This window comes from Sporosarcina thermotolerans, assembly GCF_030067815.1.
In the GTDB taxonomy this organism is placed as follows: domain Bacteria; phylum Bacillota; class Bacilli; order Bacillales_A; family Planococcaceae; genus Sporosarcina; species Sporosarcina thermotolerans.
The window spans coordinates 123,068-145,480 of the sequence record NZ_CP125968.1 but is presented as its reverse complement, the minus strand read 5'-3'; the positions used below and the strand labels follow the sequence as shown (position 1 = coordinate 145,480).

Below are 22,413 nucleotides of genomic sequence, written 5' to 3'. Positions count from 1 at the left end.
GAAAATAATTCGTATTACGAAGTAGTTTTTGGGGGTTAGGAAATGAAGACAGTTTTTTCATACGCAAAGCCGTATAAGTGGCCTATGCTCATCGCCTTGCTCCTCATGTTTTTGGAGCTTACGGTGGAGCTAATCCAGCCGTTATTGATCGCCAAGATCATTGACGATGGAATTTTGGCGGAAGACGTTAGCGTCGTTTGGACGTGGGGAAGTGCCATGATGGGATTGGCTTTTGTCGCATTCTTTTCAGGTGTGATCAATTCCTATTTTGCGGCACATGCAGCACAAAGTTTCGCTTTTGACCTGCGCCAGGCATTATTCCGCCAAGTGCAGTCATTTTCCATGGCAACGTTTTTAAGATTCCCAACATCGGGATTGATAATGATTAACGAGCGACGTATCGATGGCGCAAAACGTCCTATTCATGGGCTTGCGTGTCATGTTGCGAGCGCCATTATTAGTTATTGGTAGTTTGGTGATGGCGTTTGTTGTCAATGTGAAATTGGCAATGTATCTTGTCATTGGTGCGCCATTTCTTTTCATTTTCCTATTCATCATGGCGCGAAAAGGGGTCGGCTATTTTTCTGGCGTTCAACGTAGGCTTGACCGAGTCAACCGCGTTATCCAGGAGAATTTACAGGCAGTCCGTTTGATAAAAGCTTATTTACGCGGAATGTATGAAGCAAGTCGATTCATGAAAGTCGCAAATGCATTAAAGATGGATACTGTTAAAGCGATGCGAATGATGGAGCTCATTTTACCGGTTCTCTTGTTTGTAATGAACGTCAGTTTGATGGCCGTCCTATGGTTCGGTTCCACTGAAATCCGTACTGGGGAAGCACAAGTCGGTGAACTTGTTGCCGTCGTCAACTACGCAATGCGGATGACAGGGGCATTCTCAATGTTCGCATGGATCCTTGTTGCGTTCTCACGGGCTAAAGCATCATCCGAACGGTTGGAGGAAGTACTGCTTGCGAACGATGATTTGGAACAGCATGATACGGAAAGCTCCAGTTTCACTCAATATAAAGGGGAGTTGCGTTTCGAAAACGTTTCGTTTAATTATCAAGGAAAGTCTGAACCGATATTGGATAATGTCTCCTTCCATGTCGAGGCTGGTGAGAAACTTGCCATTATGGGGGCGACCGGATCAGGTAAATCCACCCTTCTAAATCTGATCCCGCGAATTTTCGAAGCGACCGATGGGAAGATTTTTGTCGGAGGAGTTGAAGTGAATGATTGGCCGTTGAAGGACCTGCGCGATACGATCGGGCTTGTTCCGCAGCAATCAATTCTGTTCACAGGTTCAATCCTTGAGAACCTTTCATGGGGAGATTCTGATGCTGCGCCGGATGAGCTTGAGGAAGCTGCGAAAAAGGCACAAATTCACGAATCAATTGATTTATTCCCTCAAAAGTACAGAACGCGTGTTGGACAAAAAGGGGTCAATCTATCAGGTGGACAAAAGCAACGACTTTCCATTGCACGTGCACTTGTTCGGAAGCCTTCAATCCTGATTCTTGACGACAGCACGAGTGCGCTCGATGTTAAAACGGAAAATGCTTTATGGGAGGCATTGGAAGAAGAAGCCGCAACAATGCTTGTTGTTACTCAAAAAGTTCAGACAGCAAGAGGTGCGGATCGGATTCTCCTACTCGATGAGGGGAAAGTTGTTGGATACGGCACCCATAAAGAATTGATGGGGCAATCCGAATTGTATCGGAAAATTGCTGAATCCCAGTCGGAAGAGGAGGTGATCATCAATGGTGCGGATAATTCGTAAACCTTTCGGCTATGAACCGATTATAAAGAAGGAAGATATAAAAGGTCCTAACAGGAAAAAGGTAGAACGGGCGGGTGATTGGAAGTCAGTTTTACTAAGAATTTGGAAGCTTGTTGATGAACAACGGGGTCTGCTCATTACGGTGCTTACTCTAGTTCTATTTAGCTCAGGTCTTGCACTAATGGGGCCATTCCTGATTGGTACAATTATAGATAAATACATCATCCCCATGGAGTTTGACGGTCTGGCAGGCGTCATCGGGCTGTTGATTGCAATTTATGCAGGACTATCATTGACACTTTATTTTCAAAGTTTTTGGATGGTTGGTATTGCGCAGCAAACGGTACTTAGATTGCGCACGAATTTATTCTCCCATCTTCAAAAGCTGCCGGTAACGTTTTTCGATAGACGGCAGCATGGAGAATTGATGAGTCGTCTGACGAATGATATTGAAAACGTCAGCCAGACGTTGAACTCTTCATTCATCCAAGTGTTCTCGAGTATTTTGACATTGACGGGAACATTGGCTGTAATGCTTTACTTAAGCCCGTTTTTAACGCTGTTGACGATGGTAATTGTTCCGATCATGTTCATCGCCATTCGGTGGATCACTCGCCGAACAGGCTTGCTCTTTAAGAACAGCAGCAAGCGGTTGGTGAGTTGAACGGAATGATTGAAGAGACGATTTCCGGACAGCGGATTGTCAAAGCATTTTCCCAAGAAGAACGGGTAATGGAAGAATTCGCTCAAAAAAGCGACCGCCTTCGTCGGACAGGATTTTGGGCAATGACATATTCAGGGTTCATCCCTAAAGTGATGAACTTTCTGAATAACGCCGCCTTCGCAATTGTTGCAGGTGTCGGCGGTCTATTGGCGCTTAATAGTGATGGTCTCGTCACAATTGGTACAATTGTTATCTTTTCTGAGTATGCGCGTCAATTTACAAGACCACTTAATGATCTATCCAACCAGTTCAACACGGTGCTTTCGGCAATCGCCGGGGCAGAGCGGGTATTCGGGATAATGGATGAGCCAATTGAGAAAGATGACGCAAAGGAACATGCAGATAAAGTATTGAAAGGGGACGTCGAGTTCCGGAACGTATCCTTCGGTTATGCTGTCGAAACGGACGGCTATACGATCGACGATGTTTCCTTCCAAGTAAAGCCAGGTGAAACTGCAGCATTCGTAGGCGCAACCGGGGCAGGGAAGACAACGATTATGCAACTGCTTGCCCGATTCTACGAAACGAATAAAGGGGATATCTTAATCGACGGTATTCCAATCAAAGACTTGCCACGTCAAACACTGCGCAGTCAAATGGCATTTGTCTTACAAGATCCATTCTTATTTGAAGCAACCGTCATGGAAAACATCCGCTACGGAAGGCTCGATGCCACGGATGAGGAAGTAATAGAAGCTGCGAAACAGGCTAATGCACATAGTTTCATTTCCAGACTTGAAGATGGTTATAATACAGTTTTGACTGCCGACGGGGGAGAAATTTCACAAGGTCAAAAACAATTGCTCTCCATCGCAAGAGCACTTGTCGCAGACCCGGTATTGCTGCTTTTAGATGAAGCAACAAGCAGCATCGACACCGTCACGGAACTGCAAATCCAGGAGGCGCTCGAGCGATTGATGGAAGGACGAACAAGCTTCGTCATCGCCCACAGACTGAACACAGTCCGAAAAGCTGACACCGTCTACGTCATGGGCCAAGGAAAACTTATCGAATCCGGAAACCAAGACGAATTGATCGAAAAACAAGGCGTTTACTATACGATGTTGATGGACTCGAAGATATAAGAAAAAGGCTGCGTCTCTACGCAGCCTTTTTTTCGTCTGGCTTCGGGCGCTAACTGCTCGGGTCATAAGATAAAGCTGATTCGTGGCAAAAGGCGCCACTACGCATCTTTGTCTTATGCCTGGGGCCGGCTGGATGCCGGTCATGCAGTCGTTGCCGCACGACGCGGCGTTCTTAGACTGCGAACCTCTGTTGGGCGAGCGCCCTCCGCTTTTGGTTATTTCCTATCGTCAATATCCAACTTCGTTCCATCACTGAAATCGACTTCCAAATCGAACTTCGTATACGTATCCAACCCAAACCACTTCATAATCTTATCAATCGCATCCTTCTTCGAAGTATCTTTCGTCAGCATAATATTCATGAAAAGACCATCAAGCGTATTGAATGCTTCTGTGCCTTCCAATTTCAAGTCGGCCAACTTATTCTCGTATGAGGCACTATGTGATTTGGCAACTGCATACTGCGCATCTACAACGTCCTGCCCATCAACCTCTATCTCCAAATCGAACTTATTAAACCCATATCCTGAACCAGAGTTCAACGTTCCGCCTTCAACGTCTTCTTTGACGACAAGTGTATTATTCTTTTGTAGAGGCTCGTCCGGCCCCTTGCCCACATCCTTATTCGAATTTCCGCAAGCTCCCAAAATAAGCACAGCGAATAAAAAGAACATCGCAGCCCTCAAAGTGTTCCTCATGATAGCAAACCTCCAGTTATAGTATCTCTTCATTAATTTCCTTCCAAACGTGAAATTAAACACTGGGGTAGGGGAGTGCGTCGAAAGATGGTGGTTCTTCGTCCAAAGAAGGCTTTGCCGTGTTCAAAGACGGCGATGCTGCGACCGAAGTGCAGGGCAGGGGGTGCATATCCAAAGTAAGTCGGAGTTGCTGTCAAAAGGTAATGTGTTAAATCATCAGAGTCGGTGATAAACCTCCCAGAGTCGGTGATAACAGGCTGAGAGTCGGTGATAAAGTCGCCGAGTCGGTGATAAACCCCGCCGAGTCGGTGATAACCAATAGTGGGGATTTTTCATGCATCGTTTGCAAGAGAAATTGTACTCTGAATGTGATAAATCATGCGAGTCGGTGATAAACTCCGCCTGAGCGGTGATAAAGGTGCTCTAACCGGTGATAAACACCATCTAAGCGGTGATAAACCACAATCGAACGGTGATAACTCCGGTCTAAGCGGTGATAACCACATTTCCTCTACAAAAAAACAACCAGCGCCCGGCCGGTTGTTGTATCCCCCATATTAAAATCACCATTTAGCGCGATGCTCCTCCGCGCAGCCGAGCATTTGTCGGATGCGGAGAAATGTACCGTCGTGCAGCTTGACTCGGCCGTTGAAATAGCCGACGAGCTGATGGACATTTCTTTGTATTAGCTGAGCATTCGTCTTGGCTGTTCGTTCGAAGAAAGGAGAAAAAGTCATATCGACTTGATCGGAAAACTTAGTGCGAATATGCCAAGGATGCATATAATTTTCCGGACTATACGTGAAAATGACATCCTCATGAACCTTAGTCATAACGCCATCCACAAATATTGCATTCTCCGTCATACCTGTTCCGTCTGTCCATTTGCCTCCAAAGTTCAGTCCGATCCGACGACCGCCTGAGCGTTGGGACGCCATTGCCCAATTCCACTCCGCATCACGCGGCCAAACCCCGCGTCCGTAATCAAGGACGGCAAAACTATAATCCGGATTGAAATTGTAGCGTTTATCACCAATCTTTACAAAACCGGTTGTAGGTAATGAATAATGCTTCGCCGTAAAATGAAACAAATCCCTTTTCCATGGGATGACAACGTTGAGGGAGTCGTCATGCTCCGGGTGTAAGATATGCAAGTCGGCATGGAGCACTTCATTATCAAAATCTGGGATTGTAACGGAAAGATGGGTCTCTCCTTGCATATGCACAAGCTGAACAGAAATTCGGTCATTCACGAATTTTACACTTTCAAGCACTTCCTCCGGCATCTTCACTTTTCGGCCAACCGGAAGCACAATCTGTTTCTCATAGAAGCGCTGCGTTTCGTAGTCAAGAATATAAACAAAGCAAACTGCCGCGTAATCAAGATGGCTGATTGCTGCAGAAAATAGAAGGTCCTCGCCGAACACACACCAATAATTCCATTTCTTTTTCCGCATGAAATGACCCTTTAAATTGCTTATAATGAGCGGATGGCGGGCAAAGCCGATCGCCTCGGGATTCAGCATCCCCTTGCGATCGCAAAGATTCACCTGGTCCGTTATCTCCCGTTCGGCATGCTGCAAGAAGATCCCCCCAAACTATTGTCTTTTTTGCTTACCATGTTATAATTTATATTGTATCAGATTTACGGGGCATTAGCTCAGCTGGGAGAGTGTCACGCTGGCAGTTATTGACTCGTAAAAATAATACGGGTCGTAGCTCAATGGGAGAGCGTCGCGCTGGCAGTGCGAAGGCTGTGGGTTCAATCCCCATCGACTCCATACCTTGGTTAATCAAATATCGAAAGTGTTCAACTCAATTTTTGAGTGGAACGCAACGAAACTTCCACATCTGTTAAATTACAGAACGATGGGAGTTTTTTATTTTGAAGTATTTCGATGAAAGACCAACAACTGCAAAACGACAACCACACAGGAGGACAGCAGAAAAAGCAGTAAAAAAGGAATCAGTCTAAATTGTATTTGAAAAGTTCCTTGAAGCTAAACAGAAACAGAATTTAAGAGCATCTACTTTAAACGAGCATGTGGGATTGTTCAAAAGCATTACCAAATTCCATGAAAGCAGAAGTGACAGGACATTATATCTTTCAGACATTACAACTCAATTTATTGCTGATTATGTATATTGGATGAAAAATGAAGCTGTTCGATATGAAGGACATAAATATTTTCCAGAACATGCTCAAACGGTTGGATTATCAGATGCTACAATTGAGGGTCGCTTGAAATACCTCAAAACATTTGTGAATTGGTGCTTGAAGGAAGAAATGTTGAAAGACAATCCATTTAACAAATTTGAAGGGTTCAGAAAAGATGAAGTTGAAATTGAGATTTTAACTCGTGAAGAATTGAATAATCTGCTGAAAGTGGTTAAAGGACATTCCAATAAATCATTCAAGAATTTTCGTGATTATGTTCTTTTACATCTGTTAGTGGATTCCATGTTGCGTATAACCGAATGCTTGTTGATTAGCCCGCATGATATTGACCATACGAACCGAACTATTATAATTCGCTCCACCAATGCTAAGAGTCGTAAAGCTCGCATTGTACCGTTGTCTAACAAAACGTATCGTCTGTTGTTGCAACTTCAAGAAGAAAATGCGCTGTTTGAAGGGGAAGTGGACGATTTGCTCTTTCTTTCTCTGTCAGGTCGAATGTTAAATAACAACAATGTTTTGAGAGACTTTAAGAAATACGCTCTTGAAGCAGGAATCACGAAACGCTTTTACATTCATTTACTGAGACACTCGGCAGCTACGCATTATCTTCATCATCTGGAGATGTTGAATCGTTGCGCTTGATATTGGGACACTCCGACTTGAGGATTGTATTAAATTATGTCCATATGGCAGACAATACCGTAATTGAAAAACATGCTAATGCAGGTTTCTTTGGAAGTGACAACTTAATAAGTCGGAAGCGAGATAACAAAAGGAATTAACATTGCAATAGACGACCACTACCATTCGGTGGTGGTTTCTTTGTTTATATTCATGAAAACAAAAAAACGCCCAGCGATAGCGCCAGACGGTTTTAATGATGAGTATAATAATTATTTACCACCAAAGAATTTTGAAAATAAAGATTGCTTCTTTGGTGATAATTCAATATTTTTTAAAATTTCGGAAGGTCTAAGCCATGTGGTTCTTGCTAAATCACCATCTCGTGTAATGTATGGTTGCATTGTGGCAGTTTTTAACATGAGTACTTTGGGTTGCAGTTCGCCTTCGTATGTTTGAAACCCTGTTACTCGGTAGCATACGGAATAATCAACTTCTTGTGTATAGTATTCAATCCGATTTACAATATCTCCGATTTTAATGATTCCATTATCTAATTGTATTTGTGCCATTATAATCACCCCCCAATTTATATATTCGCTATGTGAGACTTATTTCCTTGTTTATCAAAATAAAACACACCAGGACATGCCCAGTGCGTTTTTGTTAATGTTTGAACCCAATACCAATTTCTTCAGCAGTTTCAAGAATCTCTGTTATAAACCTCGTTTCAATAGCAGTTTCTATCTCTTCATAAGTGATAATTTCTTTAGCAATCAATAAATCGACCAAAACCTCAAGAGTGGTTCGTACTGAATCTTCACTTAAGCTTTGTTGTTTGTTCTTAAGAATTGCGATTTTTTCTTCTGTTGTCATAATTAATTCCCCATTTCATTTTTGTTTTTGTTATCTGGAGCTATTGTAGTGAGGATTTTTAAATTGGAAAGGTGAATTCTAAAGTAATACTATTCCCGTTATTCAATTAATATTTAACGAGGTTCCCAGCAACTATTTGGCCGGATATGATTAGAATTATCAGACAAGTACAGGAGATGATTGAGCTATGCGGTGCGTATGGGATATGAAAGGAAGTAGACCGTTGTTGGTAACCACTCAAGCTGTTATTGATGAAATTTCTCGAGAGACGTTTGCTGTAGGTGAATACATATTTGATGAAAACTATGTTGAGATTACACTCAGTAGTTATGAAATTCTATTAAATGCCCTGAGAATTTATTATGGGTCTAACATGATGGATGAAAAAAGTTTGAATGAAATTAATAAGGAGTTACGGAAGTATGAATTGTGAATCAAAAGTAAAAGTCATCTATAAAAAGTCGCTTTTTGTTGAGCTCGTGAAGCTCGGTCACAACTTCCTGTATTCCACTAAAAACAAAAATAACCCGAATTACCAATGTTTTATGTTTGAAGCGACAAAAGAGCTTGATAGAGATTTAGCAACAATTACTGGTCATGAATATGACGGGACTCAAAGAACTGAGTCAAAATAATTGTAGCTATTTGAAGGAAAATATAGGAAGATGTCGAATTGAATATATGGGAGGTGAGAAGAATGACCATTGATGAGAGATTGGATTTTATCGAATACAGACAACAATTGCTATTTGAAAATACTCCATATTCCAGATTGCTTTTTGAATACAGAATCACTGAAGAACAACATGAAGCAATCATGGATATTTTTGATGAATACCGCACCAAAATAGGTGCAGGAGAAAATGTTCATCATGGCTCTTTTGAACAAAGAATTTATGATGCAGTTCCGCAACACGATGGAAATTATCATTTTGTAGAAGCACTGGCACAAGAAAACCACAGACGTGAGAGTTGGGAAGAAGTCTTTGCCACCCTTTATGGTAATATGCAAAAATATCAAAACTACATGAGCCAACAAGACTGATTTGCTTTAAGAAAACATCTTTTTTTGCTATATTACAGTCGAATTAATAGTAAAGGGGGAAATTTCATGGCATTGAATTGTGAAGTATGCGAGCGTGATTTGCCGAACTACTCGGCAAACATTATGGTTGGGGAGTGGGAATATCCCAATCCAGTTACAAACGTCTTTATAATTTGTAAAACATGCACGAGAAACTTGGACAGGCTTGCAGGAGTCGGAAAACTATTTCATAACATGTGGGAATTGTATTGGTTAAGAGACAATTTTTCCGAGTTTCATCAGCAAGTTTTAAGAGAAGAAGCAGAAGGCTCCCGAGTGTGGGGAAGAGCTGCCAAAGATAAACTGAATGAAATCGGCAAGACTTTGGGTAGCACGTTACCACCTCTGTAAAAACAAATGACACAAAATAAAAAGTAGCGCCAATTTCACTCTGGCTCTACTTTTTTTATTTCAACATTAAAATGTTTTTGGATAAACTCCAGTTCCTCCTCATAACTTAAAACTCCGTAAGCTCGTCCAATTGTGCCGGACTGCATTTCCCATATAATATTGTGTTCCTTATCAGCATTCGAGAAATCATTTTCAGCCCAACGATTGAGAATGTCTAAATAAATTGAAGCGTTATCGTATTTGCTTTCGTTTGTTTCAACAACTTCAATTAGACGTTGAACACGTTCCTGAGTTAAAGGGAGGAAGCCCCACTTTCCGTCGGCTTTCACTTTTTGATGGCTCATGGCGTGAATGATTTCTTGTACAGCAAGCTCGTGCATTGAAAGTGGCAACTCCACTTCAACAGGTATTTTTCTCTCTTCAGAAACTTCAATTACTGGCTTTACAATCCCATCGTCCTCAAGATTAGGAACTCCAGGTTTTTCCTCAATTATTAAGATTTCTTTATTCCATTGAATGAACATGAAATAGGCAACGACAGCCAGTAGAACAATAACTAACGGAATAAATATTTTCTTATTTTTCACTCAATTCACCCCTTTAATTAAATATACAGCACCAAATATTGGTTCTCATAAAGAAAAACCGCTCCGCAGGGAACAGTTAATTAAATACACATAGAATTTTCCCATTCTGTCATTCTGAACTCATCTAATGTTCGTGGCAAATCAAACTGGCAGTGTGAAGGTCACCGGTTTGAACCCGTAATGCTCCATAACCAAGGAACCTTGTCAAACTAACGTTTGGCAAGGTTCTTTTTTTGTTTTGATTCGCCTTTTTGTTAATTTCCAGCGACGAATATGGCGGTGGTGTAGAAGAATCTGCTGTTTTTAGCAGTAGGGTTCTTTTTCATGGAACAGAAGACTATCACGTTTGTCTTCAAAGCTGAATATCTTATAGGCGAAGCCATTATAACAACGGAGGAATCGTTATCGGATATTTGGTTACTGTAGAGTCGGGTGTGAATTTGTATGTTGAAGATCTTAATCCGAAGGGCAACAAAACCATTGTATTTATACATGGATGGCCGTTGAGCCATAACAGTTCGAATATCAGTTTAATGTTCTTCCGTCTTTGGGGTATCGTTGTATCGGCATAGACTGGAGAGGGTTTGGCAATTCGGATAAGCCATTCGACGGTTATACATTAGACAGATTGGCCGATGATATCTGTGCGGTTATCGGTATACTTCAATTGGAAAACTTTGCGCTTGTAGGTCACTCGACGGGTGGAGCTATTGCGATTCGATATATGACAAGGTATAACGGTTACGGAGTCACCCATCTTGTACTTGTTGATGCTGCTGCACCTTTAGGTTTTTCGGAGGAAACTGCGAATCGATATCTTATGCAAACGTTAAATGATCGCCCGAAGTTGATGCAGGAAGTAATCGATGGCTTTTTCTTTCAGTATATAACCAAAGAATTCTCTGATTGGTTCTTTCAAATGGGGATGCAAGCCGCGGGATGGTCGACGGCTGCAATCATTGTTTTATTGAGAGACGAGAATTTGTACGAGGACCTACAAAAAATAGTTGCCCCACGTTAATTATTCACGGCATCCACGATAAAGTTATTCCATTTTCACAAGCTAAGGAGCAAAATGAATTAATCCCAAATTCGCAGTTAGTACCGTTTAACTACAGTGGTCATGGTGCTTTTTGGGAAGAGCGTGATAAGTTTAATCGGATATTGACACAAATCATTAATTAATACCGGTCACCAGTTCAAACTCGGTATACTCCATATTTAGAGCCTTGCCAAATAATTTATGGCAAGGCTTCTTTTTATTTTCAGTGAAAAAGGACTTCAGAATAAAACATTAGATGCCACAACTATTGTGCATTCCTCTTACACCTTCTTCATACCATGGCAGGGGGAGGTTATTGTATGTACAATCGTGAAGCAGCGGTCCGGTATGCGGATCAATGGTGGAATGGCAGGAATCCGGCATATCCTTCATTCGATGTTGATTGCACGAATTATATTTCGCAATGCCTACGGGCAGGCGGTGCACCGATGCATGGGTATCCAAGCCGTGAGCGGGGCTGGTGGCTGCAAGGTGGGACTTGGAGTTTCAGCTGGTCGGTTTCGCATTCATTACATTGGTATGTGGCAACGTCGAAGAAAGGGTTAACCGCGAAGAAGGTCAGTTCACCTTATGAGTTGGATTTGGGGGATCTCATTTTCTATGATTTCCAGGGGGACGGGAGATACGATCACTCAACTATTGTCACCGCGAAGGACATCAACGGTGCGCCACTTGTCAATGCTCACACGTATGACGCCTATCATCGGACGTGGGACTACAAGGATTCTTACGCCTGGCGGGAAAATGCGAAGTATGCATTCTTTAAAGTTAACGATAATTTTTCCTGAACAGATAAAAGATTGTGAATTTAATGACTGGAAGCAAGAAAATAAAAAAGCTTGAGGTGAAAAATTTTATCTCAAGCTTTTTTCTGTGCTACTGTATTGTTACTTGAGTTCAGTCATACCACAACACAGCAAGCGTTCCTTCGCCCGCATGGACCGCCAGTGTTGAGCTAATATCCCGATCTCGACTTCAATACCGGGAGCTTCATCCCTAATCATTTTCTTCAGCTGCTCGGCTTGCCCTAACACATTGCCTTGCATCAAGTAAATTTTGCCCTTTTTAGTTGGGTGCCTCTCAAGCACTTTGTCGACCAAATACTGAAGCGCTTTCTTTTCAGAACGTACTTTTTCAATCGCTTCTAATTTGCCATCAGTTGTAATTTGAATAACTGGTTTCACTTTTAATAGGCTGCCAAGGAAAAATTGGACTCCATTCATACGCCCGCCTTTGTATAGTTGCTCCAATTGACCGATGAGAATGAAATTATTTAATGATCCTGCAATCTTATCAAGACTTTCCTTGATTTCATTAACAGAAGCACCGGAATCCTGCAACTTCATTCCTTTTTGGATTAACCCCGTAATGCCGTAAGAAACAGATAGGGAATCAATGAACGTTATTGGAAAATCAGCAATTTCTGCGCCTGCCATCGAAGAGGCAAGTGTTCCGCTTAATTCGGACGAAACGTGCACGGCTATTGCTTGTTCATAGTTTTCGGCAATCTGTTTAAACTTCTCAGCAAATTCCCCTGCTGAAGGTTGCGATGTTTTTGGAAACTCAGTCGCGTTCTTAATGTTTTCATATAATTGGCTGGGTGTAAGGTCAATCCCATCCACAAATTGCTTTTCCCGAAATGTATATTTAAGGGTATCGAATAAAAATCGGGGTGTTGCTTCAATTCTTCTGTGATGTATGCCGTGCTGTCAGTAATCCATGCAATCGGTTTTTTTGTCATAGTCCGCCATCCTTTTTCAAAACTTTCATTCCTTTTATTATTATACTACGGAAAGTAATCTTGCGGAATACCTAATGAAGAAATGTCGGAATATCTCCAGTGAAGAGGGCCATCCTTCCTGTTGCAAGGAATTTGTGTATAATAGTTGGAAGTATGATCAAAAGGAGAATTTAAAATTATGAATGAACAAGCATTATCGGTTAGGGATGCAATCGTCAACCGTCGCTCGATCAAGAACTTCAACGGGCAGCCGGTCGATCTTGAAAATATAAATGAGATTTTAGATGATGCAAGATGGGCGCCGAACCATGGGTTGCGCAATCCGTGGCGTTTCATCGTAGCTGCCAATAAAGAGTATGTGAAATTCCAAGATGTTTTAAAGGAATACGGAGTTCCAAAATGGAAAGAGCTTTCCGAGGAGGACTTGGAAAAGCAAATGAAGAATTTCCGTGCCCCTGGAGCAGTCGTCTTCGTTGTTGTGAAGGAAGACGTACGTCAAAAGGAAAGGCTCGAGGACTATGCAGCAGCAAGTATGCTCATTCAAAATGCGATGCTCTTAGCGTGGGATAAAGGTATCGGATCTTGCTGGAAGACACCTCCATTCCTCGATAATCCGAAATTCCGTGAAGAACTTGGCGTCAAACAAGGCGAACGGATCATTAGCATGCTCCAATTCGGCTACTATGACGACTACCCAAAAAACCGCACCCGCACACCACTCGAGGACATCGTGACATACTACGGCAGAGAAGAAGCAAAAGAGGCTGGGGAAGAATAAAAAAAAGGGCAATCCCGGTATATCGGGATTACCCTTTTTTTACTTCCTCAATTCATCCTTCGTAAACTCAGCAAGCTCGTAATAATAATCACCAATTACACGTAATCCCTTATCAAAGTTCTCCAAATGGAAATGCTCATTAGGGGCATGGAAATTTTCGCTTGATAAGCCGAAGCCCATAAGAACGACTGGTAAATTCAAGATTTCATCGAATGCCGCCACGATTGGAATCGAACCACCCATACGTGTGAAAGCAGTCGGTACTTCATATACCTTTTCGTATGACTTGCCCGCAGCTTGGATAGCCGGGTGATCGAAAGGCGTGATGAACGGTTTTCCTTTATCGAACTCGGTAACAGTCACTGTTACTCCGCCGGTTTATGCTTTTCGATATGCGCTCTCAATTTTTTCACGATATCTTCAGGATCTTGGTCAGGGACAAGTCGGCATGTAATCTTCGAGCCAGCTTCAGATGGCAATACAGTTTTAATGCCTTCGCCTGAGAACCCGCCAAATACACCATTTACTTCAAGAGTAGGGCGTGTCCAAGTCTGTTCCAAATAGGAGAAGCCTTTTTCACCGAAAAGCTCATTCACTCCGATTTCATCTTTCAAAGCTTCTTCATTGAAGTCAAGCGCACGGTAAGCTTCACGCTCTTCATCTGCTAAAGGACGTACATCATTGTAAAAACCTTCAACAGAAATAGTACCTTCCTGATCATGGAATGATGCAAGAATTTCCGAAATGGCATGGATCGGGTTTTGTACACCGCCACCGTAAATACCTGAATGCAAATCGCCTTTTGCACCTTTAACGTCAATCTGAACGCCAGCTAAACCACGTAATCCATAGCAAATTGCTGGTTTTCCGGGTCCGTACATTCCTGTATCAGAAATAACAATGATGTCTGCTGCAAGCTTCTCTTTCTTCTCCTCGATATATTTCTCAAGGTTCGGACTACCGATTTCTTCTTCGCCTTCAATAATGAATTTAACATTCACTGGCAAGCTTCCATTTTCATTCATAAGCGCTTCAACCGCTTTGATATGCATGAAAACTTGTCCTTTGTCGTCACTTGCCCCACGTGCATATAATTTATTATCACGAACTTCGGGGTCGAATGGACCGGTTTCCCATAAGTTCAACGGATCGACAGGCTGAACGTCATAATGGCCGTAGAAAAGAATAGTAGGTTTCCCTTCCGCATGAAGCCAATCTCCGTAAACGACTGGATGTCCTTCGGTTTCATCGATTGAAAGGTTTTCCAACCCCGCTTTTTGGAATGAATCCTTCAGCCACTCGGCCGCTTTTTGCATATCTCCCTTATGCTCAGACAATGCGCTAATGCTCGGGATACGGAGAAAATCCTTCAATTCATTCAAATGTTCGTCTCTTTTTGCCGTGAAATAGGCGTCCAATGATTTTAGATGGTTCAAGTGAATCCCTCTTTTCAAATTAATTCGTGAATAAAAATAGTATATCATGTCGGCGGGAATCAAGTTATTTAAAAGGACGGATATATTATGAGTATGGTATGATATTGAAAAGTTACTAAATTGAACGAATTGTAGAAGTACAGATAACACCGGGAGGAATCACTTTTGTTTATCGCACTTGGCTTCTTTTTATTCGTGTCGTTCTTCCTATCGGGGAGTGAGACGGCATTAACCGCGGTCAGTCGGATGAAGGTCCAACTTCGCGCTGAACAAGGCGACCGTAAGTCAATCAAATTAAGGGATCTTATTTCGAAGCCAGACCGCATGATTACGGCAATTCTTATCGGAAACAATGTGGCGAATATTATGATGCCGACGCTTGTGACGATGATCGCAATCGATAAAGGTTGGAAGGTTGGACTTTCGACGGGGATTTTAACGGTCGTCATCATTATTTTCGGTGAAGTACTGCCGAAAACGATTTCGGCGACATTTGCCGATCGAATTGCATACGTAGTAGCACCAACTATCTCTTTTATTGTCAAACTACTTACCCCATTAACAGCATTTCTTGCTTTATTCACAAACTTCTTTATCCGCATCATTTCAAAAGGCGCGGTGACCGAAGCGACGTTGACGAAGGAAGAGCTGCGTTCAATGGTGGACATCGCATCGACAGAAGGAACATTTTTGCAAGAGGAGTCACTTCGGTTGAAGGGTGTACTTGACTTCCCTGAAAAGGACGTTTCCGACGTTATGGTGTCACACAGGACAGATGTCATTGGACTTCCGATCGAATCGACTTATGAAGAAGTACGGATACAATTCTCGAATACTTTTACACGCGTTATCCAGTGTACGAGGAAAGCATTGACCGGGTGGTAGGCATTTTTTATTCGAAAATGCTGATTGAATGGTCGATGCAGCCTGAAAAGAAACTATCCGAACTCATGGATGATCAACCTCTTTTCGTCGTGACAACATCAAGTGTCGAAAAAGTGTTTAAGCTTATGCTTGCAAAGAAGAAACATATGGCCGTCATTTTGGATGAATATGGCGGGACTCTTGGAATTGTCACGCATGAAGATATTATTGAAGAGATGATAGGTCAAGACATCGAGGATGAAACGGACTTCGATGAGGAAGTACTTGTCTATGAAAAAGATGATCATTTGTTAATCTGCCATGGACGGCTTGAAATTGTCGACGCTATCGAACTCTTGGATGTAGACTTGCCGAGCGACCTCGAAACAATTGGCGGGTTTGTCATGCAGGAGTTAGGCCATGTACCTGAACCGGGAGAGCGGTTTACATATGAAAATCTCTTTTTCGAAATCGAAGAAATGGATCGAAGCCGCATTGTGAAGATGAAGATAACGAAACGATTTGATAAGGAAGCTGAAGAAGAATAACTACACCGCTCCGCACTTTCACCCTTTTAGCTTGTTATAGCTTAGGGTGTTTTTTTTATCAATTTCCGACAGAAGACTCCCACTTCAAGGAATGTGAAGGGCAAAGCCCAATGAGTAAGTGGGAGATGAATGTCGGTTAGGCATAAGCCTGAAGATTAATTTGTTTGAATACTTAGTATTTTAATAGTGTAATTAGTGTTAAGCAATAGAAAGGCTGACACTACAATGAAATTAGATAGCAACAGCCATTCAGTGTTCTTACTGTATTATCATCTTGTTTTGGTCGTTAAATACAGAAAAAAAGTTTTCAATGATGAAATGTCTGACTACGCAAAGGACATGTTTGTAAAATTTGGTGAGAAATATAATATATCATTAGTTGAATGGAATCACGATTCCGACCATATTCATATTCTATTCAAGGCCCATCCAAACACAGAAATGTCCAAGTTCATCAATGCTTATAAGAGTGCAAGTTCTCGAATGATCAAAAAGGAATTTCCACACGTTAGAGAAAAACTGTGGAAGGAAATGTTTTGGACAAGAAGTTTTTGCTTGCTAACCGCTGGTGGTTCTCCTATCGAAGTAGTAAAACGGTATATTGAAAATCAAGGTTTGAAGTGAGGTGAGGTCAATGCTGGTCAATAAAGCGTATAAATTCCGTATCTATCCAAACAAAGAACAGGAAATACTGATTGCTAAAACCATCGGTTGCTCACGCTTTGTATTCAATCATTTCTTGGCGCGTTGGAATGACACCTACAAAGAAACAGGCAAAGGATTGACATACAATTCCTGTTCTGCCGCATTAACACGGCTGAAAAAGGAACTGACGTGGTTAAAGGAAGTTGACAGCATTGCCCTCCAATCTTCACTTAGGAATCTCGCAGATTCATATGGACGCTTTTTTAAACGGCAAAATAAAGCACCCCGATTCAAATCGAAAAAGAATAAAGTACAATCCTATACAACAAAACATACGAATGGAAATATTGCGGTTGAAGGAAATAAAATCAAACTTCCTAAACTTGGGTTTGTCCGTTTTGCCAAAAGTCGCGAAGTTGAAGGCCGCATTCTTAATGCAACGGTCAGACGAAATCCATCTGGGAAATATTTTGTATCCATTCTGGCTGAAGTGGAAATACAGCAGTTAGCAAAGACCGGCTCTTCCATCGGCATCGATGTCGGTCTGAAGGAATTTGCAATCCTGTCAGATGGGACGCTATACAAAAACCCCAAGTTTTTTCGAACGATGGAGAAAAGGCTCGCTGATGCACAGCGCATCCTCTCCAGAAGGCAACGATTAGCTTTAAAGAGAAACTGTAAACTTGATGAAGCAAAAAACTATCAAAAGCAAAAACGGAAAGTCGCCCTCCTGCATGAAAAAATCACAAACACACGAGTGGACTACTTGCATAAAATTTCTACCGAGATTGTCAAAAACCACGATGTCATCGGTGTTGAGGATCTGCAAGTATCAAACATGTTAAAGAACCGTAAATTGGCAAAAGCGATTAGTGAAGCATCCTGGTCCCAATTTAGAACAATGCTTGAATACAAAGCGAAATGGTATGGCAAGCAAGTTGTTGCTGTTTCTAAGACATTCGCAAGTTCCCAACTTTGTTCATCTTGTGGATACCAAAATAAAGACGTTAAGCATCTCGCACTGCGCGAATGGTGCTGCCCCTCTTGTGGTGCGCATCACGATAGGGATATTAACGCGAGTAAAAATATTAAAAACGAAGCCGGAAGGCTTCTAACCGTAGGTACTGCGGGGATAGCCTAATCAATAACTGATGGTTACGTCAGTGTTCTTAGGAATCTCCACTTCAAACAAACTGCAAGTTTGTTAAGTGGCGAGAGGTTCAACTATATAATAGGTTTGTATTTACTTTGAATTAGGGGTGATTCGTTTGAACAATCCATTGTCAGATTTTCAAATATCATTTCAACATATTGATGCTACGGTGCCGCGGATCAATAAAGGGATTCAAATTATCTTTGTCCTTAGCGGCAAGATAAAAATAGAGACATCCGATCGTTTTTATCATATGGAAGAAAACGATTTACTTGTCATTAATCGCAATCAGCTTTACCAAGTTCAAGGTGATGAAGAGAATAGAATAATGGTATTGTCCATATCTGACGGTTTCATGGAGCACCATTATGAAAACTATCGCAATCATCGCTTTGAATGTTATTCAAGAGAAGTTGATCTTGGAAGAGAAGAAAAGATTCTTGCCATACGAAAGCTGTTGGCAAATGTGATGATTAGTTACTATAGACAAGATGAAAGCTATCAAATTGAGCTTACAAGCTATATCTGTCAATTGCTCCTTATATTAATCCGAAGTTTTAAAGCGGAAGGTAGTATCATTCAGAAAATAGATACGGGTGATCGGCGCCTATTGCAAATCATTGACTATATGGAAAGAAATTATGATCAGATGATTACATTGGAGGAAATTGCGTCGAAATACTTTCTGTCTACAAGTTATCTATCCCGCTATTTTAAACAGAATATGGGGATTGGGTTTAGTCGTTATTTAATGAATATCAGGCTTAAGCATGGCATGAAGGAACTGCTTTACACGGATGACTCCATCTCGCAAATTGCCATGAACAATGGTTTTCCAAACACAAAAGCATTTTCAACCCTTTTTAAAGAAGTACATGGAGTGACTCCGCATGTCTATCGAGACACCCATAATGTTCAAAAGGAGGATTCAGTTCAAACCTATAGCAAGGAAGACGTTTCACATCTGATTCAGTCATCAGAGATTATAGAGAGGTTGAGTAACATGAATGTAGATGATCAGAAATCTTACAACCTGACTGAACTTCGGTATGAAAAGTTGCCAATTGCCTTATCCGATCTTGCGAAGGTGAACTTACATTATCCTGATCATATTCTGATCGTTGGAGAAATATCTGAGCTGTTAAAAGAAGATGTTCGCTCGCAAATCATAGAAGTAAAAAAGGATTTGCAGTTACGGTTTATAGGAGTCCGTCACCCCTCTAGTAGCACGGGGATCCCGCCGGAAGTAGAGACGGACGAAGAGATTCCAACAACCTCCCCATATTTTAATATTGATAATGCTTTAGAATTTATGAGGAATCATGATTTATCTTTGTTTATTCGGATTGATTATATAGATATATCAAGAGATGGAGAACAATATTTTACCAAACTTGTTCAATTCATAAGACATTGCTTACAACGATATGGGGAGTCGTTTGTAAAACAATGGCATGTACTGTTTTATGAGCCTTATCCTACAGTAGTGGATGCAATTGAATTAAAGAGAACATATATAAAATTACATGAAATATTAAAAACGATGATTCCTTCCATTCAAGTAGGCGTGTATATGCCTTTTTCTTTCATTAAAGAAAAAACGAGCACCCATCATGAATGGCAGTTGGAACATGGCGAGTTAATCGACTTCATCGGTTATAACGCCAATCAGAATGAAGTAATTGATTTTGAAGAGACGGCAGAAAAGGAATTTGAGTTGGCAAAGGATTACATCAAGGAAAAAACCAATAAACTGAAGCTCTATTTAAAAAGGAATCATCTTGAAAAACCGCTTCATCTCGTTGCGTGGAACACATTATCAGGTAATACGCGGTATACGAATGGGACATTCTTTAGAGGAGCATTGGTTTTACAAAATATATTGGACATATCCAGAGACGTGACTACAATTGCTCTTTGGATTAATACGATAACACATGAGCAAAGTGGAAGGGATCTACGATATCGGATGGATGGCGTTGAATTATTCCACTATCTTAAGGGGAAACGTCCTGCTTATTTTGCTCTGATGTTTTTAAAACGTCTACAAGGCGAGATTGTTGCACAGGATCAGAACTACGTAATGACAAAAAATGACCGGGGATATCAATTAATCATCATGAATACAACCATTATCAATCCTTATTTATCCACGGAAGAGGCATTCCTTCAAAGGCTGCATAAGGAAGTACACGTAACAGTCTCTGGAATCCCCAAAGGAGATTATCAGATCCGTAAGCAAGTGTTTGATAAAAATAATGGTGCGCTCTATACGAAGTGGCGTAATCTGAACAGTAAGTATGGCATGGATGCGGAAATCATTGATTATATTATCCATTCCAGTCGTCCTTCTTTGGAGATTTTCGATGAATCAATTGAAGATGAATGGTCGTTTTATTCTAACTTGACAAGCAATGCGATTCACTTTTTTGATATTCGAAAAGCCTATTGATTCATCGAAATGAAGCCTTCCATCAGTGGAGGGCTTTTTTCAATTGTATATATCGGACCTGACAATGACAAAAATCTACCCCATATTTTTTCCGCTGTAAATGATAGGTTAATACTTTTGCTCTTTCACCTCGTGATCTGAACAATTATTGACTCTCTTCTTACAGCCTAACTTCTTATAATCGAAGTATAGAAACGAAACAATAACCTAAGGCCTTATTTAATCCAATATATCGTTTCTTTACAAAACGAATTAAAAAAATTTAGGAGGGGTAACAATGGAGACAAGTTACAAAGGTACAGATAAGTTAATCACTGGGATTGTATTCGGGGTTATCACATTTTGGCTTTTTGCACAGGCGATGGTCAACGTGGTACCGGCGATTCAATCTGATTTAGGAGTTTCGCATGGAACGTTAAATATTGCAATCAGTTTAACAGCATTATTCTCTGGGATGTTTATCGTAGCAGCTGGTGGACTCGCAGATAAAATTGGACGCAAAAAGATTACGTATATCGGGTTAGTGTTAAGTATTATTGGTTCTTTATGTCTTGTATTTGTACAAGGAGCTGTCCTACTCATTATCGGACGGATCATCCAAGGTATTTCTGCAGCATGTATTATGCCAGCAACGATCGCGTTAATGAAAGCATACTTTGATGGAAAAGATAGACAACGTGCACTTAGTTACTGGTCAATCGGATCATGGGGCGGTTCAGGTGTCTGTTCGTTTGCGGGCGGTGCCATTGCAACATATATGGGATGGAAATGGATTTTTATCTTCTCAATTATTTTTGCTCTTCTTGCTATGTGGCTTATTAAAGATACACCTGAAAGCAAGGCAGCAGGCAGCGGTAAATTTACATTCGATTACAGTGGTTTGGCTATCTTTATCGTAACGATGATAGCATTGAACGTTTTTATTACATTCGGTGCAGACTTAGGCTGGACAAGCGCAATTACTATCCTTCTTGCAGTCGTTACCATTGTCGGAGCAATTATCTTCTATAAAGTAGAGAAAAGAAAAGCGGTTGCGCTTATCGATTTCTCGTTGTTTAAAAATAAACCATATGCAGGCGCAACGTATTCAAACTTCTTATTAAATGCGATTGCCGGAACACTCGTTGTTGCTAATACGTATGTCCAAGTAGGTCGAGGATTCACGGCATTTCAAGCAGGAATGCTTTCGATCGGATATTTAATCGTTGTTCTCGCGATGATTCGTGTTGGTGAAAAAATCCTTCAAAAAGTTGGAGCGAAGTTACCAATGGTAGCAGGGGCAATAATCAGTACTATCGGTGTAGCGGTCATGGGTCTAACTTTCTTGCCTGATTTTGCGTATACAGTCGTCGTATTTATTGGGTTTGTCTTATTCGGTCTTGGACTTGGTATCTATGCAACGCCATCTACAGATACATCTGTTTCAAATGCCCCATCTGAGAAAGTAGGGGAAGCAGCAGGCGTTTACAAAATGGCAAGCTCCCTTGGTAGTGCAATCGGTGTTGCGATTTCGGCAACTGTTTATAGCTCAGTTGCAGCTGCTGGAAGTATTGAGACAGCAGCATCGGCAGGGATTATCGTAAATGTCATCTTCGGTGTACTCGCCATTCTTTCAATTGTGATTATGGTACCTAAAAATGCAGGTAAAACAACAGAAGTTACAGATGTTCCATTGCAACAACCAGTCCCAACACTAAATAAAGCTACAAATTAATAGAAATAGATCTGAAGCTTAGTAATAA

The 22,413-nt window shown here is 41.3% G+C and carries 18 protein-coding genes, 1 tRNA gene and 5 pseudogenes; 17 read left to right on the top strand and 7 right to left on the bottom strand.

The window, feature by feature from the left end:
- Positions 1-42: 42 nt before the first annotated feature.
- Together QNH10_RS00775 and QNH10_RS00770 are read left to right on the top strand one after the other, a co-directional pair.
- A pseudogene (locus QNH10_RS00775) lies at positions 43-1,783 on the top strand (ABC transporter ATP-binding protein).
- Positions 1,764-3,592, top strand: a pseudogene (locus QNH10_RS00770) (ABC transporter ATP-binding protein). The pseudogenes QNH10_RS00775 and QNH10_RS00770 overlap by 20 nt, the downstream one beginning before the upstream one ends.
- A 215-nt stretch (positions 3,593-3,807) precedes the next feature.
- Here QNH10_RS00770 and QNH10_RS00765 read toward each other — a convergent pair.
- Together QNH10_RS00765 and QNH10_RS00760 are read right to left on the bottom strand one after the other, a co-directional pair.
- Positions 3,808-4,290 (bottom strand): YusW family protein, encoded by a 483-nt coding sequence (locus tag QNH10_RS00765; protein ID WP_283733138.1) that lies wholly within the window; start codon positions 4,288-4,290, stop codon positions 3,808-3,810.
- 563 nt (positions 4,291-4,853) lie between these two features.
- Positions 4,854-5,816 carry a DUF2804 domain-containing protein gene (locus QNH10_RS00760; RefSeq protein WP_283734534.1) on the bottom strand — a complete coding sequence of 321 codons (963 nt, stop codon included), beginning with the start codon at positions 5,814-5,816 and terminating at the stop codon, positions 4,854-4,856.
- 184 nt (positions 5,817-6,000) lie between these two features.
- Here QNH10_RS00760 and QNH10_RS00755 point away from each other — a divergent pair.
- Positions 6,001-6,071, top strand: a tRNA-Ala gene (locus QNH10_RS00755).
- A 194-nt stretch (positions 6,072-6,265) separates the two neighbouring features.
- Positions 6,266-7,114, top strand: coding sequence for a tyrosine-type recombinase/integrase (locus QNH10_RS00750; RefSeq protein ID WP_283734533.1), 849 nt, complete (start codon positions 6,266-6,268; stop codon positions 7,112-7,114).
- A 251-nt stretch (positions 7,115-7,365) separates the two neighbouring features.
- Here QNH10_RS00750 and QNH10_RS00745 read toward each other — a convergent pair whose 3' ends face one another.
- A complete protein-coding gene (locus QNH10_RS00745) occupies positions 7,366-7,665 on the bottom strand; it encodes a hypothetical protein (RefSeq protein WP_283733137.1) in 300 nt (99 codons plus the stop codon).
- Positions 7,666-7,759: 94 nt separating this feature from the next.
- A complete protein-coding gene (locus QNH10_RS00740) occupies positions 7,760-7,969 on the bottom strand; it encodes a hypothetical protein (RefSeq protein ID WP_283733136.1) in 210 nt (69 codons plus the stop codon).
- Positions 7,970-8,192: 223 nt separating this feature from the next.
- Between QNH10_RS00740 and QNH10_RS00735 the strand changes: the two genes are divergently transcribed.
- From QNH10_RS00735 to QNH10_RS00720, 4 genes are all read left to right on the top strand, one after another.
- Complete coding sequence (locus QNH10_RS00735; RefSeq protein WP_283733135.1) at positions 8,193-8,402, top strand: hypothetical protein; 210 nt, start codon at positions 8,193-8,195, stop codon at positions 8,400-8,402.
- Positions 8,392-8,604, top strand: coding sequence for a hypothetical protein (locus QNH10_RS00730; protein ID WP_283733134.1), 213 nt, complete (start codon positions 8,392-8,394; stop codon positions 8,602-8,604). Before QNH10_RS00735 ends, QNH10_RS00730 begins: the two co-directional genes overlap by 11 nt.
- Before the next feature lie 62 nt (positions 8,605-8,666).
- Positions 8,667-9,014 (top strand): DUF1878 domain-containing protein, encoded by a 348-nt coding sequence (locus QNH10_RS00725; RefSeq protein WP_283733133.1) that lies wholly within the window; start codon positions 8,667-8,669, stop codon positions 9,012-9,014.
- A 66-nt stretch (positions 9,015-9,080) separates the two neighbouring features.
- Entirely contained in the window at positions 9,081-9,404 is a 324-nt protein-coding gene (locus QNH10_RS00720) for a hypothetical protein (RefSeq protein ID WP_283733132.1), read from the top strand.
- Between the two features lie 35 nt (positions 9,405-9,439).
- Here the strand turns inward: QNH10_RS00720 and QNH10_RS00715 are convergent, their stop codons facing one another.
- Positions 9,440-9,991, bottom strand: a complete 552-nt coding sequence (locus tag QNH10_RS00715; RefSeq protein ID WP_283733131.1) for a DUF6241 domain-containing protein — start codon at positions 9,989-9,991, stop codon at positions 9,440-9,442.
- Between the two features lie 404 nt (positions 9,992-10,395).
- On the opposite strand from QNH10_RS00715, the pseudogene QNH10_RS00710 reads away from it, so the two are divergent.
- Positions 10,396-11,176, top strand: a pseudogene (locus QNH10_RS00710) (alpha/beta fold hydrolase).
- Between the two features lie 177 nt (positions 11,177-11,353).
- Positions 11,354-11,842, top strand: coding sequence for an amidase domain-containing protein (locus QNH10_RS00705; protein ID WP_283733130.1), 489 nt, complete (start codon positions 11,354-11,356; stop codon positions 11,840-11,842).
- A 99-nt stretch (positions 11,843-11,941) separates the two neighbouring features.
- On the opposite strand, the pseudogene QNH10_RS00700 reads toward QNH10_RS00705, so the two are convergent.
- Positions 11,942-12,795 (bottom strand): annotated as a pseudogene (locus QNH10_RS00700) (DegV family protein).
- Positions 12,796-12,973: 178 nt separating this feature from the next.
- On the opposite strand from QNH10_RS00700, the gene QNH10_RS00695 reads away from it, so the two are divergent.
- Entirely contained in the window at positions 12,974-13,573 is a 600-nt protein-coding gene (locus tag QNH10_RS00695) for a nitroreductase family protein (RefSeq protein ID WP_283733129.1), read from the top strand.
- Positions 13,574-13,612: 39 nt separating this feature from the next.
- Here the strand turns inward: QNH10_RS00695 and QNH10_RS00690 are convergent.
- A pseudogene (locus QNH10_RS00690) lies at positions 13,613-15,009 on the bottom strand (dipeptidase).
- 165 nt (positions 15,010-15,174) lie between these two features.
- Between QNH10_RS00690 and QNH10_RS20330 the strand changes: the two are divergent.
- The 6 genes from QNH10_RS20330 (at position 15,175) to QNH10_RS00665 (ending at position 22,385) form a co-directional block, all read left to right on the top strand.
- Positions 15,175-15,894 (top strand): CNNM domain-containing protein, encoded by a 720-nt coding sequence (locus QNH10_RS20330; RefSeq protein ID WP_347177951.1) that lies wholly within the window; start codon positions 15,175-15,177, stop codon positions 15,892-15,894.
- Positions 15,888-16,421, top strand: coding sequence for a transporter associated domain-containing protein (locus QNH10_RS20325; RefSeq protein ID WP_347177950.1), 534 nt, complete (start codon positions 15,888-15,890; stop codon positions 16,419-16,421). The genes QNH10_RS20330 and QNH10_RS20325 overlap by 7 nt, the downstream gene beginning before the upstream one ends.
- Positions 16,422-16,646: 225 nt before the next feature.
- Positions 16,647-17,045, top strand: a complete 399-nt coding sequence (tnpA, locus tag QNH10_RS00680; RefSeq protein WP_283733128.1) for an IS200/IS605 family transposase — start codon at positions 16,647-16,649, stop codon at positions 17,043-17,045.
- Between the two features lie 10 nt (positions 17,046-17,055).
- Positions 17,056-18,207, top strand: a complete 1,152-nt coding sequence (tnpB, locus tag QNH10_RS00675; RefSeq protein WP_283732479.1) for an IS200/IS605 family element RNA-guided endonuclease TnpB — start codon at positions 17,056-17,058, stop codon at positions 18,205-18,207.
- A gap of 127 nt (positions 18,208-18,334) precedes the next feature.
- Complete coding sequence (locus tag QNH10_RS00670; protein ID WP_283733127.1) at positions 18,335-20,671, top strand: helix-turn-helix domain-containing protein; 2,337 nt, start codon at positions 18,335-18,337, stop codon at positions 20,669-20,671.
- Between the two features lie 277 nt (positions 20,672-20,948).
- Positions 20,949-22,385, top strand: a complete 1,437-nt coding sequence (locus QNH10_RS00665; RefSeq protein WP_283733126.1) for an MFS transporter — start codon at positions 20,949-20,951, stop codon at positions 22,383-22,385.
- Positions 22,386-22,413 lie beyond the last annotated feature (28 nt).